Origin of the sequence: Paraclostridium benzoelyticum (assembly GCF_001006285.1) — a bacterium.
GTDB lineage: Bacteria > Bacillota > Clostridia > Peptostreptococcales > Peptostreptococcaceae > Paraclostridium > Paraclostridium benzoelyticum.
In genome coordinates, this window is sequence record NZ_LBBT01000339.1 from 1 (window position 1) to 15,142 (window position 15,142).

The following is a 15,142-nucleotide window of genomic DNA, read 5'->3' on the forward strand; positions in this document are numbered from 1 at the left end:
TCCTTGCGAAGATCATAAATTACTTTTGATTCGTATCGGTTTTTAACCTTTCGGGAACATTCATTCCTGAAGCACGCAGCTTTTTTAAAAATGCAAGCTCCGCTTTTAACAGTGTATTTTCATATTCTAACTCTTGTTCTCTTGTTAACTTTTTTTCTTTTTTAGTGTTTTTGTTCATGGATGGTTTCCCCTTCGTTCTAGACAAGGCATCTATACCATCATTTAAAAATTTCTGTTTCCATGCTGATATAAGTGAACTATTGTTCATTTTAAAATGGTTAGCGACCTCTTGTGCACTAGATTTAGTTATTAACATATAGTTTATAACATCTAGCTTGAACTGTACAGTATAGCAGGTATCTCTATTTTTTCTTTTTAGCCCATCTTCACCTAATATGTTATAGGCATTTACCCATTTTTGAATTTGGCTATTATTATGAATTCCATATTTTTTTGATAGTGAAAGAAATCCGCCTTCTCCATTTAAATAAGATTTAACAACTTTTAGTTTAAAACTAAAATCGTATTTAGTCATATAAAAACACCCCAATCATTAGATTTTTAGTCCAACAATTGGGGCGCAGTACATTAGTGTGATATCTTTTTCTACGTTTAAGAAAATTAACCTTAATAAAAGAAAGGTGATAGAATATGATATTCAGCAGATATTGCAATTTAAAAGTAACTAGAATATAATAAATATATAGATATTTAACTAATTAGCTAAATATATAAAGGAAGGAATACATTTATGGGAAAAGTGTTTAAAGCTTTAAGTGATGAAACTAGAAGAGAAATTTTAAAACTTTTGAATAAACAGGATTTAAGTGCAGGGGAGATATCTAACCGCTTTGACATGTCAAAACCATCTATATCCAAACATTTGGATATTTTAAGAGATGCAGAACTTATAAGTTCTGAAAAGAAGGGACAGTTTGTAATTTATTCTATAAATACTTCTGTAATTCAAGAAGTTTTAGGGAATTTTTTAGATATATTTCAAAAATAATAAAGGGGGAATGTATATATGAAAAAGATTGATATTACAGGGATAGTGCTTTCTATAGCATCGTTATTAATTATAATTTGGGGAACAATAGCACCAGAAAATAATTTGAGCTTTACTGTTGTTGTAGCAATTGCTATTATTTCAATGATAATTTTAGATATCAAAGCATCAAAGGTATCAAATTTATCAGAAGGAAATCCTAAAATTAAGACTATGAGATTTTTGAATAGACTTAGTATGTTAGTCTTTATAGGATTTTATTTATTGACTATAATGCCATCAACTAAGAATTTATTAAATTTAGAAAATAATGATATGGTTATAGTTACTTTGGTATCTATTCTAATTATGGTATTTGGGAATTCTGCACCTAAAATACCATTTAATAGATATTTAGGATTAAGACTTCCTTGGACTATAAGAGATGAAGATACTTGGAAATTAGCTCATAAAATTTTAGGATATATTTCTTTTCCAATAGCAATTATTATGTTTATATCAGCATTTTTCTTTAAAATAGAAACATCTTCAACTATATGCATATTATTGTGGATAATAATCCCAGGAGCGTATTCGTTTATATTTTACTATAAAAAAATGAAGGGGCTAAAAGTATAAAAAATACCTATCAAATTTGATAGGTATTTTTTATACTTTTGATTTAAATAAACTATTAATTTAGGTTAATATATTAAGATGAGTACAAAAATTTGCATAAAAAATGTGCGCATATTTTGTCTTTTGTGCAAAAATAAAAAGTTATATAATGAACTTAAGAAAGGAAGAACATATGAAACTTAATAAAAGACTAGAAGATATATTAGATATACTTATGAATCATGAATATGTAAAGATTGAAAAAATAGTTAAGTTATTAAATATTTCTAGAAGAACAGTTTATTACGATATTTCAAAAATTAATGATCACATAAAAAAATATAATTTAGAAATATCGAATGTAAGGAACTTAGGTTATCATATAAACTCAGAAGATAAAGATAAGATAAGAAAGGTGCTTAAGTACTCTAAAGATGATTATATATTATCTTCAGAAGAAAGATGCATAAGTATAATAATCGATTTATTTTTATCTTTAGAAAAATTAACAATAGAAAGATATTGTAACAAGCTTTTAGTAAGTAGAAATACTGTTTTAAACGATATCAAAAATGTTAGAGAATATATAAGTAAATATAAATTAGAATTAGAAGCTAAAAATGGATATAAGTTGATTGGAAGTAATAATTCTAAAAGATATCTATTTATAAACTTATACAATGAATACAATTATTTTTTTAATGAATATGGGTATATTCAAGTATTTGAAGATATAAAGGTTTTAATAAAAAATGAAAATCTAAATATTTTAAAAAATACTAACGCAAATTATATACTTATGTATTTAGCAATTTTTTATAAAAACTATTATGTAAAAAATAAAGATACTATAACTTTTAAAAATGAAGATAAGAATTTCTTAGATAGTCTGGACTCTCACAAAGAGGTTAAAAGATTATTAAATATAATTAGAAAAGTCCTAAACAATAATATTGATGAAGATGAAGTATATTATATACAAACGTTTTTTACAAAAGATGAAGATATAAGAAACTATTTTTATCAAAATGAACTTAATAGTAAATATATTCTTCCTGTTAATATGATGGTAAAAGAGTTTGAAAAGATTTCTTGTATATCAATAGAAGATTATGATGTGTTATCCAAAAATATACTAAATCATCTTATACCTTCTATATTTAAAATAAGGTATGGAATTTACTACTTAAACTTAATAAAAAGTGAAGTAAAGCAAAAGTATAAATCAATATATCAATTTACAAAACAAGTTGTAAAAACTATTGAGAAAAACTTAGATATATATTTAAATGATGATGAGATAGCATATATAGCTATGTACTTTGGAGGATATAGTTCAAAAATGGGAGTTGAAATTAAAATTCCTAAAATTGTTATAGTATGTAATTCAGGTATGGCAACTTCACAGCTTCTTAAAAATCAGATAGAGCAGTTATTTGACTTGATAGAAATTCAAGATATATTGTCTCTGAAGAATTTTGAAAATTATGAAAAGTACTATGATTTTGCTATAACTACTGTAGACTTAAACCAAAAACAAGCTATAAAGGTAAATCCTATACTTACAGATTTAGATAAGCAAAATTTACTCTCTCAAATATCAAATACGCAATCTGTATTTAATTTTGAACAAGAGTTTATAAATAAAATTATAAATGGAGTAGAAAAATACGCAACTATTTCAAATAAGGAAAAGTTAAGAGAAGAAATTAAAAATATTGTAATTTCTTCTAGAGAAAAAGGAAAAAGCTATAAAGCAACATTAAGAGAACTTCTAAATGAGGATACTATTTATTTAAATCAAGAAGCAACAAATTGGGAAGACGCAATAAGAGTTAGTGCAAATCCACTAAAGAATTTAGGATATGTTAAAGATTCTTATATAGAGGCTATGATAGAAAATGTAAGAAAATTAGGCCCATATATAGTTATAGCTCCAAAGGTTGCGATGCCACATGCAAGACCAGAAGATGGAGTAAATAAAGTTAGCATGACTCTTACAACATTTAAAGAAGAAATTTATTTTTCTGGGAAAGAGCAACATAAAGTTAAGATTCTTATAAGCTTAGCTCCAAAAGATAATCAAACACATATAAAAGCACTTGCTTGTCTTACTAAAATGCTTAGTAAAAAAGAAAATATAGATAAAATTTTAAATAGTAAAGATAAAGATGAAGTTTTAGAAGTTATAAATAAATACTCAAGATAAGCAAGGGGGGGTAAGAGATGATAGTTAAAGTTTTAGACAATGTAAATGACTATAAAGAAGCTATCAAAATTACTTGTGATATTTTACAAAAAAGGGATTCAATAAATGATTCTTATTATGAAGCAATATTAAACAAAATTGATGAATTTGGATCATATTTTTGCATAGCACCTAAAATTGCAATGCCGCATGCAAGACCAGAAGATGGAGCATTAAAAACAGATTTATGTTTGTTGAAGTTAAATAAGCCAGTAGATTTTTTAGGTAAAGAAGTTAGTTTATTTTTCACTTTAAGTGCAACTGATAGTAGCTCCCATCTAGAAATTATGCAAAAGGTTGCTAAAGTATGTATGGATCAAAATAAATTAAATACAATATTAAATTTAAATAATGAAAAAGAGATAATGGAGGTAATGTAGTATGAATAGAATAATGGCAGTTTGTGGATCAGGATTAGGATCAAGTTTTATGGTAGAGATGAATGTTAATGAAGTATTAAGTGAATTAGGATTAAGTGGATACGAAGTTTCTCATAGTTCTTTAGCAGATGCAACAGCTGATCAAGCGGATATATTTATAACAGCAAGAGACTTAGAAGATAGTGCATCTCACTTACCAAACTTAATAGTTTTAGATGCGTTATTTGACAAAGATGAATTAAAAGCTAAATTACAAGAAAAATTAGGTTGCTAGAACCTAAATAAAGAGGGGGCATCATAGATGAGTGGTTTTTTAAAAGTAACTATCGACTTTTTATCTGAGCCATCAGTGCTTGTAGGATTTATAGTTTTATTAGGACTTTTATTACAAAAGAAGCCTATTGAAGATATAATAAAAGGAACTTTAAAGGCTATGGTTGGATTTGTTGTAATAGCAGCTTCAGCAGGTATAATAGCAGGTTCACTAGAACCATTTGGTAAAATGTTTGAGTATGGATTTAATGTAAGTGGAGTTATACCTAATAATGAGGCAGTAGTTGCACTTGCTATGGATAAATTCGGTACAGCTACAGCGCTTATAATGACATTTGGTATGATAGTAAATATTCTTATAGCTAGATTTACGAAATTTAAATATATATTTTTAACAGGGCATCATACATTATTTATGGCTTGTATGATAGCTGTTATATTAATATCAGGTGGAATGAGTGGAGCTCACTTAATCTTTACGGGTTCACTTGCACTAGGACTTTTAATGGTAATTTCTCCGGCTATATGTCAACCTTTCATGAAAAAGATAACTAAAAATGACTCAGTAGCACTTGGTCACTTTTCATCAGTTGGATATGCGATATCTGCATCAATAGGAAAGGCTGTTGGAAAAAATTCAAAATCAACAGAGGAAATGAAAGTTCCTAAGTCTCTAAGTTTCTTAAGAGATTCAGCAGTTTCTATATCAATAACTATGTTAACTCTATATATAGTAGTTGCACTTGTTGCAGGACCTAAGTTTATTGAATCAGAGTTATCAGGTGGTAAAAACTTTATAGTATTTTCAATGATACAAGCATTAACTTTCGCAGCAGGATTTATATTAATCCAAAATGGAGTTAGATTAGTTTTAAATGAAATAGTTCCTGCATTTAAAGGAATAGCTAGCAAACTAGTGCCTAATTCAAAACCAGCACTTGATTGCCCTATAGTTTTCCCTTATGCACCAAATGCAGTATTAATAGGATTTTTAAGTTCATTCATCGGAGGTATAGTTTCGATGTTAGCTCTTGCAGCAGCAGGACTTGTAATAATAATACCAGGGGTTGTTCCTCATTTCTTCACAGGAGCTACAGCAGGAGTATTTGGAAACTCAACAGGTGGTAGAAAAGGAGCTGTAATTGGAGCTTTTGTAAATGGAGTAATAATATCACTATTACCAGTAGCATTACTTCCTGTGCTTGGTAGTTTAGGCGTTGCAAACTCTACTTTCTCAGATGGAGATTTTGGAGTAGCTGGAATATTCTTAGGTAAGGTACAAGCTTTAGTTGGAGGATATGGACTTACAGCAGTGCTTTTAGGAATACTTGTAATACTAGTTATTTTAACAATTAGTTCTAATAAAGATAAATCATCAAAAATAGAAAATTAATTAAAAAAGCCTATTAAAATTTATTTTAATAGGCTTTTAAATATATATTTTATTGAAAAAGCGTATTAGATTATATACTATTTAAAATATATATTAAGTTAAGGGGGATGTTGGGGAATGAACAATGAAAATAAATATAGCATAGATAATATATCAAAAAACTTAATTGAGAATTATGATGCAGAAGAAATTACACTAGAGGATTTTTTTAATATGGATGAAAACAATGAAGACTATAGTTTTGAAGATATTTCAAAAATTTACAAAATAGATAATGTGGGTGTTATTGAAAAACTATTAAGTGAAGAAGAAAAAGCACAAATAGAATTGACTATAGAACATCTAAATAATATAGATAATGATGATTCTTCCTATTTAGATAAAATAAGTACTGGACAGTTAATTATCATAGTTCTTGAGAGCAAAGATAAAGTTAATTTATCAGGATTTATAATGGAGGGAAATGGTCAAGCTTTATTTGACTATTTAACAGATTTAATTGGAAATGATGTAAAAAAAGAATTTAACAAATTAGATGAAATTATTGAGGAATTAAAAGAATTTAAGCCATATGGAAAATACTTCAAATAGAGAGAGAAAACGAGTATAGTTAAGTCATTAATTGTATTAGTGATAAGTGCGTTATAGTTATTGAAGAAACACTTAAAGACTGAACTTCAAGTCTTTGTGTGAATGAAATAACTATAACGTACTTATCTAAAGTAAAATTTAATCTATGTACAACCCCATAGCTATAGTATTGTAATAAACACCATTTACACATATATCTTTCTTCAATAGTCCTTCTTTTTCAAACCCAAACTTTTCGTAAAGTTTTACGCCTCTAATATTATCTTCTCTAACTAAAAGGTTGATTTTCTTTGTTATTTTATTAGATTTGGCCCAGTTGATAAGATAAGCCATAATATCACTTCCAAGACCTATACCCCAATATTTTTTTCGAAGGCTTATTCCTAAGGTTCCGTTGTGCTTCATTCTTTCCTTTTGAACAGAAGTAATAGAAGCTATTCCAACGATTTCATCTTCTATAATAATTAGTACATTTTTAGAATTATCCATACTATTTATTCTTTTGATATAATCTTGCTCTGCCTCTACGCTCATTGAAAATTCATTTTTACCAAAGGTTATAAAATCACTTTCACCACCTATTATATTTAGGTAGTCTATCATTGCTTGGGCATCTTCTTTTATTGGTGATCTTAAAATTGCAGTTTTACCATTTTTTAATTTAATTTCTTTCATATAAAACCTCCTTTTAATTCAAAGATTAATAAACCTTATTTAAATAAATATGATTCTTTGTAAAACTTATGAAACCTTTTTTACGCTTAAAGAAATTATATAATAGTTTTGTAACATTAGTGTAAAAATTGGATGATAATATATAATATATTTATAAACTTAAATACGAATGGACGTGAAACGATGAATATATTAGTTGCGGATGATGAATTAAGTATGCTAAAAATTATAGAAGCTTATTTAAGAAAAGAAGGATTTAATGTTTTTAATGCTAGCAATGGTGAAGAAGCTTTAGAAGTATTTTATAAAAATAAAATTGATTTAGCTATACTAGATTGGATGATGCCTAAAATAGATGGAATAGAAGTTTGCAAGGAGATAAAAGAAAGCAGCAACATCAAGGTGATGATGTTAACAGCAAAAAGTCAGAGTGATGATGAGGTAGATGCTCTCAATTTTGGAGCTGATGACTATGTAAGAAAGCCATTTGATCCTAGAATTTTAATAATAAGAGCTAAAAAACTTGTGGGGTACAATGATATAGTTACAATTAAAAATTTAAAAATAGATTTTAAATTTACAAAAGCATTTAAAGATAATGTGGATATAGGACTTACAAAAACAGAGTTTGAGTTATTAAAGTGCTTTATAAACAACAAAGGTGTAATACTTTCAAGAGAAAAATTACTTGATTTGGTTTGGGGTATGGATTACTTTGGTGATTTTAGAACAGTAGACACTCATATAAGAAGGTTAAGAACAAAAATAGGTGAGAATTTTATAGTTACACATAGAGGATTGGGATATAGTTTGGAGGAACATAATGACTAAACTTAATAAAAAACTAGCCATTAGCATATCTTTAGTTGTAGTAATTGTATCTATAATATCACTAACTATAAATAATATTTTTATTCATAAGTATTATTTACATGAAAAGAAGAAAATTATAAATACTGTTGGAGATGAAATTGAAAAATTAGGATCAGATACTATTATTAAAGACATAGATAATATAGAGGATAAATATGGAATAAATATAATCTATACTCATTTAGATGCGGAAAATGGAATAAATGAAGGTGATATAACTGAAGTATTGATAAAAGCGTTTGAAAAGAAAGATATAAAACTTAAGAAATTTTGGATTTCTCATTACTTAATTGATGATATGAAGGAAAAGAGTGTTAATAAAATATATAATCAGGGAAATCTAAAATACAGTTTATTAGTAAAGTTTATATTGAAAGATAATTATATATTTGCAATATCAATGCCTATAGAACATTCTCAAGAAACTATTTCTATAATAAATAAATTTAATTTGATACTTAATAGTTTGTCAGTATTAATAGTAATATTATTGACATTTATTTTATCTAAAAAGATAATTGATCCACTTGAAAAAATAAAACTATTATCTAAAGATATAGCAAAGTTAAACTTTAGAACAGAAAAAATAAAAACAAATGATGAAATAGAAGAATTAGCGGATAGTGTTAATCAAATGAGCGTAAGTTTACAAAAAGCACAAAATGAATTAAATAAAAGAAATGAAAATTTAAAAATATTCATAGGTGGAGCATCGCATGAGCTAAAAACACCTATAGCACTTATAAAAGCTTATGCTATGGGAATTCAAGATGGAATAGATGATGGAACTTATTTAGATACAATAATAGAAGAAAGTGAAAAGATGAATGATATAATAAACAACTTAATTTATCTTTCAAAATATGAAAAAAGAGAAGTTAAAATAAATTCATTTGACTTGAAAGAAATATTATTGTTAATTATAGATGAATATAAATTGATTATAAATGAAAATAATGTAGAGGTTAATTTAAATATAGATGAAAATGAATTCATGATTGAGGGGGATATAGAAGGAATAAAAATTGTTCTAAGAAATTTAATAAGTAATTCTATAAAATATACTCTTGATGATAAGATATACATATCTTTAATAAGAAAAGAAAAAGTATATATATATGTATCTAATAAGGCTAATGGAATAATAGAATCTGAATTAGATAATATATGGAAACCATTTTACGTATTAGAAAAATCAAGAAATAGACAATTATCTGGAACAGGATTAGGGCTTAGTTTAGTAAAGGAAATTTTAGATGCACAAAAATTAACATACGGAACAAAATTAAAAAATGATTATATAGAATTTTTTATAGAGTTCTAAATAAAAAAATATTAAGGAGGCTAAATTTACATAGCCTCCTTTTTTATGCTTAATCAAACTTTTTGTTTTGTAACATTCATGAAACAAACTTTTTTTATAATAATCACATAACAAATACATAAGGAGTGTGACATTATGAAAAACAAAGGTTTTTTGGCTGTGATAGTTGTCTTAATAGGATTAATTTATATAATGATAAGTTTTTATTCTTTAAAAGATATAAATAAAGAAGATATAGATGTTTCAAAATTTATAAATGTAGCAGATGAAATTAGCGATAATAAGGCTCAAATTAACTGGAAGTATGTGACGGCTATAATTGGAGTTATGGAGAAGAATGATTTAAACAATGTTAAAGAAGAAGAAATGAAAAAAGTATCTAAATTATTTTTAAATGATAATAATGAAGCAAAAGTTTTAAATAGTGTTGATGAGGTTACAAGTAAACTTAAATTTAATAAGATTGAAAAAAGTTTAACACATAGCTATATAAATCAACTTAGTGATTTTGGAGTAATGCCACAAAGGTTGAGTAAAAATAGTGATTATACAAAATTTATAAATTCCATAAAAGATGATGCAATACAAAACTATGAAAGATACAAAGTTTTACCATCTATAACTATAGCACAAGCAATATTAGAATCAGGATGGGGGCAGTCAAGATTAGCTAAGGATTATAATAACTTATTTGGAATAAAAGCAGACGTAAATTGGAAAGGGGAGTATGTAACTTTAGAAACTAGAGAATTCAAAAGCAACACTGTAAATGGAAAGTTTAGAAAATATAAAGATGCAGGTCAATCAATTGATGACCATGCAAAGTTTTTATATGAAAATAAAAGATACCAAAACAACGGGGTATTTAGTGCTAAGACATATATATATCAGGCAAAAGCTTTGCAAAATGCAGGTTATAGCACAGATACAAATGAAAAAGGCCAAAAGGTTTATGCAAACAGATTAATCGAAATAATAAAGCAATATAATTTACAGCTTATAGATAATGAAGTTCAGAGTAAATAAAACTGTAACATACGTGTAACAAAAATAAACTAAAATGACTTTGAGGTGATAAAGATGAATAAAAAAATATCGTTATTGTTAAGCTTTGTACTTATAGGAACAAGCTTAGCGGGGTGTAGTAACGTGCTTACTAAAAGTGATGAAGATATATCAGCTAAGGTAGAAAAAGTTAATAACTTAGATTTTAAATATGACGTTAATCCTAAAAACTTTCAAGTATCTGTAGATGTTGATGGTAAAAAGGAAATTATATCAGAACCTATGAAAGAGAGATCTGTTACTAATTTAAAAAAGAAAGATAATGAAATTTCGTGGACATACCCAGATGAACATATTAATGTAGACATAAAAAAGAAAGATAACTACTTAGATGTAGATATAAAATCAACATCTAAAGAAGCTAACACTTTTACTTGGCCAAGTGTTAGTGGTGAAAGTTATGTAATTCCTATAAATGAAGGAAAGTTTATACCAAGCAATGATAAGTACTGGAAAGAGTATTTAAATGAGCAAATATTTAATACTATAGAAAGTTTTTCTATGCAATTTTTCTCAGTAAATAAAAGTAACTTTGCAGCCACTTATATAATGAAAAATAAATATAATGATGAAATAAAATTTGATACAAAGAGTAATATAAAGTTTGATTTTACTCATGAATATCCAAGTATAAACAAAAATAAAGATTATGGATTTAGGGTATATATAACAGATAAAAATGTAAATGATGTAGCTAAAAATTACAAGAATTTTGTAATTGAAAACGGAGAATTTAAAACATTAGCACAAAAAGCAAAGGAAAATAAAAACATAGAAAAGTTATATGGAGCACCACAGATTTACTTCTGGGATAAATCTATAATTACTGTGGATGATATTAAGTGGAATTTATTAAGACAAAACATGGATGAAGAATTCATAAACTGGATGAAAGAGCTTTTAAATACAAAAGTAGAAGATGGAAAAGAAGTGTCAAATGTTTTAGATGCTGTAAAAAATCAAGACTATGTAGATAAGTACCAAAAACAAACTATAGTAAGAGGATTTAATTCAGTTATGATGTTAAAAGAATTTTATAATCCTAATGTATTTAAAGATTTAAATAAAGAAACTCAAGATGTTGTAAAAAAGGGAATAAACAATTTAAATAGAAATGAATTAATTTTATTAAATAAAGAGTTATTAAAATCAAAGCTTAAAGATTCAACAACTCCAACAACTTATTGGGCAAGAAACAATACAATAGATGTATTAGATGATATGAAAAAATCAGGATTAGATAATGCTTGGATAGGATTTGATGATTTAGAGGCAGGATATGTTTCTCCAGAGTTTGTAAAGAAAGCTAATGATTATGGATATTTAGTTGGACCTTATGATTCATACCATTCAATTCATAAGCCAGGTGAGGAAAAATGGAGTACAGCTAAGTTTGATGATAAATCACTATATGATAATGCAACAGTAGAAGATAAAAATGGAAAAAAATTAGAAGGGTTCCAAGGAACAGGTAGAAAACTAAACCCTACATTGGCTATGCCTAGTGTAAAATCAAGAGTAAATAAGATACTTAATGAGGGATATAAATTTAACTCATGGTTTATAGATTGTGATGCAACTGGAGAAATCTATGATGATTATTCTAAAAATCACATTACAACACAAGAACAAGATTTAAATGCAAGATTAAAAAGAATGAGTTATATAAGAGATGATAAAAATATGGTTGTAGGGTCAGAAGGCGGAAATGATTTTGCGAGTACGACTATAGCATTTGCACATGGACTTGAGACACCTGCTTTTTCATGGGTAGATCCAGACATGAATAAAAATAAAGAGAGTGAGTATTATGTAGGTAAATATTATTCACCTACAGGGGGAGTTCCAGAAGTATTTGCAAAACAAGTTCCGGTTAAAGATTTATACAAAAAAATATTTATAGATCCAGCATATTCACTTCCTCTATTTAGACTAGTTTATAATGATTCAGTTGTAACTTCTGATCATTGGCTATGGGGTACTTTCAAAATACAAGGTGAAGTTGAAAATAGAATGATGAAAGAAGTTTTATATAATACAGCGCCTATGTATCATATAGATAAGAGTGAATGGGAAAAACATAAAAAAGAGATTTTAAGCCATGATAAAGTTTGGTCAGAGTTTGATAAAAAAGCTATAAATAAACCTATGACTGACTTCGAGTTTTTAAGTAGTGATAGATTAGTACAAACTACTTGCTATGGAGATGATTTGAGAGTTGTAGCAAATTTCTCTAATAAAGACTTTAAATACAAAAACGACACTGTAAAGGCAAATTCTCTTATTATATATGATAATGGAGGAAAAACTGCTTATAGTCCCAAATAAATTTTAAAATAGTTAAAGTGGAGTATCTAAATAAGATACTCTATTTTAATGTGCTATAATTGTATAGTATAACTATTAACTGATTATATTAAAAAAAGTGGGGTAAAAATAAATTACAAAATAAATACTTTTAAGTATACCAAAATGTTAAATAATAAATTATACTATATTAATGACAAAATAAATAGTAATGACTAATCGGAGATATACTAGGAGGTAAATATAGTGAAGCTACAGAAAATGGGCATGAGAACCATAAAAACAGGAATAGCTGTAATGCTATGTATCTTATTGGGGCAATTTCTTGTTCAAAAAATTTTTTACTGCGCAATAGCATGTGTAATTTCTGTTCAAGATACAGTTAAAGGATCTATGAAAGCGGGTCTAAACAGAGTAAAAGGAACAATTGTAGGAGGTATAATAGGATTTTTATTTGCACTTATACAGCCAGGAGAACCTATTTTATGTGGAATAGGTATAATGCTAACTATATATGCGTGTAATTTATTAAAAGTGAACTCTGTAGTAGTATCATGTGTAACATTTTTAGCAATACACTTAGGTGTTGGAACATACAATCCAGCATACTACTCTATACATAGGGTTATAGATACATCAGTGGGTGTAGTTATAGGAGTAGTTACAAACTACTTAATAGCACGACCTAATTATTTAGACAAGACTATAAATGAATTTAAAAATATAGAAAAATCAGCTATACAACTTATAGAGTCAAAAATTGTAAATGAAGAAAGTTTAGATATAAATATATTCAAAAAGAACATACAACAATTAGATAAAATATATTCAAAATTAACTGATGAGTTAGATTATGGTGGTAAATACGAAGCAGATATAGAAAACTTAGAAAAATCTATAAGCATATGTAGGGAAATTTATTTCCATATGCAGTCTATAGAGTTATTGGAAAATAAGTTGTATTTAAATAAAGAAAACTTTAATGCAATAAAAGAACTGTACAACACAGAGGAAATTTGTTTTGATGTTGAAGAAAACAAGAGTCCTGTATTTAATTACCATTTAAGTAAGATAATAGAAGAAATAAAAACTCTAAAAGAGTTTAATGAATCTATCGAATAAATGTCCTGGGTTAAAATATCGAGGATATTTTTTACGCTTAAGAAATTTATACTTAACAAATATTTGTGGATAACTTATACAACATAGTTATACAAATATTTTGGCGAAAGTAAAAAATGACATTTTGAGCAACGGACAGAGTTGTTGGCGACATGAGCGAAGCGAATTTTTTACGCTTAAGAAATTTAGTTAATCATTAATAATTAAAGAATACATAAATAAATAAGGATGTGAACTTGTGAAACTTAATAAAAAAATTATTTTAATTTTATTAATAGTAATAATTTTACCTATATCAGCATTGTACTTATTAATAAAAGATAGGAATGAAAAGCAAAAAGTGTCTATTGAGAAAACAAAAAGTGAAAAAATTGAAAATCAGAAGATTATTAATATAGCTTTATTTGGATTAGATAGAAGAAGTAAAGAAGAAAAAGCTAGAGCCGATTCTATAATGATTGCAAACATAGATTTAGAAAATAAAACAGTTAACTTGGTATCTATACTAAGAGATACATTGGTAGAGATAGATGGTCATGGAAAAGAAAAACTAAATCATTCATATGCATATGGAGGGCCTAAACTAGCACTTGACACTTTAAACTCAAATTTTGATTTGAATTTAAAGAACTATGTAAGTGTAGATTTTTTTAGCTTAGCTAAAGTAATTGATTTAGTAGGTGGAGTAGATATAGAACTTAAAGATTATGAAGCAAATCAAATAAATAAAAATTTAGATGAAATTAATAATATAGAAAAATTACCTCATGGAACTGATTATATTGAGGGAATGGGAGCTAAAAATTTAAATGGAAGACAAGCTGTTGCATATTGTAGGATAAGAAAAGAAGGAAATGGAGATTATGAAAGAACTCAAAGACAAAGAACAGTTTTAAAGTCTATAATAAATAAATATGAAAGCTTAGAGTCTGATAAAAAGTTTGAAGTGAATATGGAAATGATGTCTCAAGTTAGTACAAATATACCAGTAAATGATATAAAATATATACAAGAAAAAATACAAAACGAAAAAAATTATAAAATAAATCAATACATGATTCCTGTTGAAGGAAGTTTTGAAACAAAAACAATTAATGGAATGTGGGTTATTGATGCTAACATGGAAGAGAATATAAAACAATTACATAAATATATAAAATAAAAAGACGGGTGTCAGTGGTAGCACCCGTCTTTTTTAAAGGAGAAATAAGTATAGTATGTTTAGTGATATAATTAAAAATTGCATTTGAAATTATATTAAAAGTATAAACAAAAAAATGAATTA

General features: G+C 26.7%; 15 protein-coding genes. 13 read left to right on the forward strand and 2 right to left on the reverse strand.

The window, feature by feature from the left end:
• Window positions 1–19 precede the first annotated feature (19 nt).
• On the reverse strand, window positions 20–535 hold the full coding sequence (locus VN21_RS16245; RefSeq protein WP_046821908.1) for a helix-turn-helix domain-containing protein: 516 nt from the start codon (window positions 533–535) through the stop codon (window positions 20–22).
• 216 nt (window positions 536–751) lie between these two features.
• Here VN21_RS16245 and VN21_RS16250 point away from each other — a divergent pair, with 216 nt between their 5' ends.
• The 7 genes from VN21_RS16250 to VN21_RS16280 all read left to right on the forward strand — a co-directional run bounded on the left by VN21_RS16250 (window position 752) and on the right by VN21_RS16280 (window position 6,491).
• On the forward strand, window positions 752–1,009 hold the full coding sequence (locus VN21_RS16250) for an autorepressor SdpR family transcription factor (RefSeq protein WP_046824183.1): 258 nt from the start codon (window positions 752–754) through the stop codon (window positions 1,007–1,009).
• Between the two features lie 18 nt (window positions 1,010–1,027).
• A complete protein-coding gene (locus VN21_RS16255; protein ID WP_046824184.1) occupies window positions 1,028–1,627 on the forward strand; it encodes an SdpI family protein in 600 nt (199 codons plus the stop codon).
• Between the two features lie 172 nt (window positions 1,628–1,799).
• On the forward strand, window positions 1,800–3,815 hold the full coding sequence (locus VN21_RS16260; protein WP_046824185.1) for a BglG family transcription antiterminator: 2,016 nt from the start codon (window positions 1,800–1,802) through the stop codon (window positions 3,813–3,815).
• Window positions 3,816–3,832: 17 nt separating this feature from the next.
• The gene (locus VN21_RS16265; protein WP_046824186.1) at window positions 3,833–4,234 is read left to right on the forward strand and encodes a PTS sugar transporter subunit IIA; all 402 of its coding nucleotides are present in this window, start codon (window positions 3,833–3,835) and stop codon (window positions 4,232–4,234) included.
• 1 nt (window position 4,235) lies between these two features.
• On the forward strand, window positions 4,236–4,508 hold the full coding sequence (locus VN21_RS16270) for a PTS sugar transporter subunit IIB (RefSeq protein ID WP_021430754.1): 273 nt from the start codon (window positions 4,236–4,238) through the stop codon (window positions 4,506–4,508).
• Window positions 4,509–4,535: 27 nt separating this feature from the next.
• Window positions 4,536–5,900 carry a PTS ascorbate transporter subunit IIC gene (locus VN21_RS16275; RefSeq protein WP_046824187.1) on the forward strand — a complete coding sequence of 455 codons (1,365 nt, stop codon included), beginning with the start codon at window positions 4,536–4,538 and terminating at the stop codon, window positions 5,898–5,900.
• 117 nt (window positions 5,901–6,017) lie between these two features.
• Entirely contained in the window at window positions 6,018–6,491 is a 474-nt protein-coding gene (locus VN21_RS16280; RefSeq protein ID WP_046824188.1) for a hypothetical protein, read from the forward strand.
• A 138-nt stretch (window positions 6,492–6,629) separates the two neighbouring features.
• On the opposite strand, the gene VN21_RS16285 is transcribed toward VN21_RS16280, so the two are convergent.
• Window positions 6,630–7,166, reverse strand: a complete 537-nt coding sequence (locus VN21_RS16285; protein WP_046824189.1) for a GNAT family N-acetyltransferase — start codon at window positions 7,164–7,166, stop codon at window positions 6,630–6,632.
• A gap of 183 nt (window positions 7,167–7,349) precedes the next feature.
• Between VN21_RS16285 and VN21_RS16290 the strand changes: the two genes are divergently transcribed.
• The 6 genes from VN21_RS16290 (at window position 7,350) to VN21_RS16315 (ending at window position 15,019) form a co-directional block, all read left to right on the forward strand.
• Complete coding sequence (locus VN21_RS16290) at window positions 7,350–7,997, forward strand: response regulator transcription factor (protein WP_046824190.1); 648 nt, start codon at window positions 7,350–7,352, stop codon at window positions 7,995–7,997.
• Window positions 7,990–9,363, forward strand: a complete 1,374-nt coding sequence (locus VN21_RS16295) for a sensor histidine kinase (RefSeq protein ID WP_046824191.1) — start codon at window positions 7,990–7,992, stop codon at window positions 9,361–9,363. Before VN21_RS16290 ends, VN21_RS16295 begins: the two co-directional genes overlap by 8 nt.
• Before the next feature lie 135 nt (window positions 9,364–9,498).
• Window positions 9,499–10,389 carry a glycoside hydrolase family 73 protein gene (locus tag VN21_RS16300; protein ID WP_052952125.1) on the forward strand — a complete coding sequence of 297 codons (891 nt, stop codon included), beginning with the start codon at window positions 9,499–9,501 and terminating at the stop codon, window positions 10,387–10,389.
• A 54-nt stretch (window positions 10,390–10,443) separates the two neighbouring features.
• Window positions 10,444–12,756, forward strand: coding sequence for a glycoside hydrolase (locus VN21_RS16305; RefSeq protein WP_046824192.1), 2,313 nt, complete (start codon window positions 10,444–10,446; stop codon window positions 12,754–12,756).
• A 225-nt stretch (window positions 12,757–12,981) separates the two neighbouring features.
• On the forward strand, window positions 12,982–13,857 hold the full coding sequence (locus tag VN21_RS16310) for an FUSC family protein (RefSeq protein ID WP_025161502.1): 876 nt from the start codon (window positions 12,982–12,984) through the stop codon (window positions 13,855–13,857).
• Between the two features lie 238 nt (window positions 13,858–14,095).
• Window positions 14,096–15,019 (forward strand): LCP family protein, encoded by a 924-nt coding sequence (locus VN21_RS16315; protein WP_046824193.1) that lies wholly within the window; start codon window positions 14,096–14,098, stop codon window positions 15,017–15,019.
• The last annotated feature ends 123 nt before the right edge of the window (window positions 15,020–15,142 follow it).

What these genes read in the sequence shown, in the direction of transcription:
- VN21_RS16305 (WP_046824192.1), top strand. Translation starts at nt 10,444, where the DNA reads ATGAATAAAAAAATATCGTTATTGTTAAGCTTTGTACTTATAGGAACA.
- VN21_RS16245 (WP_046821908.1), bottom strand. Translation starts at nt 535, where the DNA reads ATGACTAAATACGATTTTAGTTTTAAACTAAAAGTTGTTAAATCTTAT.
- VN21_RS16255 (WP_046824184.1), top strand. Translation starts at nt 1,028, where the DNA reads ATGAAAAAGATTGATATTACAGGGATAGTGCTTTCTATAGCATCGTTA.
- VN21_RS16270 (WP_021430754.1), top strand. Translation starts at nt 4,236, where the DNA reads ATGAATAGAATAATGGCAGTTTGTGGATCAGGATTAGGATCAAGTTTT.
- VN21_RS16285 (WP_046824189.1), bottom strand. Translation starts at nt 7,166, where the DNA reads ATGAAAGAAATTAAATTAAAAAATGGTAAAACTGCAATTTTAAGATCA.
- VN21_RS16295 (WP_046824191.1), top strand. Translation starts at nt 7,990, where the DNA reads ATGACTAAACTTAATAAAAAACTAGCCATTAGCATATCTTTAGTTGTA.
- VN21_RS16260 (WP_046824185.1), top strand. Translation starts at nt 1,800, where the DNA reads ATGAAACTTAATAAAAGACTAGAAGATATATTAGATATACTTATGAAT.
- VN21_RS16290 (WP_046824190.1), top strand. Translation starts at nt 7,350, where the DNA reads ATGAATATATTAGTTGCGGATGATGAATTAAGTATGCTAAAAATTATA.
- VN21_RS16275 (WP_046824187.1), top strand. Translation starts at nt 4,536, where the DNA reads ATGAGTGGTTTTTTAAAAGTAACTATCGACTTTTTATCTGAGCCATCA.
- VN21_RS16280 (WP_046824188.1), top strand. Translation starts at nt 6,018, where the DNA reads ATGAACAATGAAAATAAATATAGCATAGATAATATATCAAAAAACTTA.
- VN21_RS16300 (WP_052952125.1), top strand. Translation starts at nt 9,499, where the DNA reads ATGAAAAACAAAGGTTTTTTGGCTGTGATAGTTGTCTTAATAGGATTA.
- VN21_RS16265 (WP_046824186.1), top strand. Translation starts at nt 3,833, where the DNA reads ATGATAGTTAAAGTTTTAGACAATGTAAATGACTATAAAGAAGCTATC.
- VN21_RS16250 (WP_046824183.1), top strand. Translation starts at nt 752, where the DNA reads ATGGGAAAAGTGTTTAAAGCTTTAAGTGATGAAACTAGAAGAGAAATT.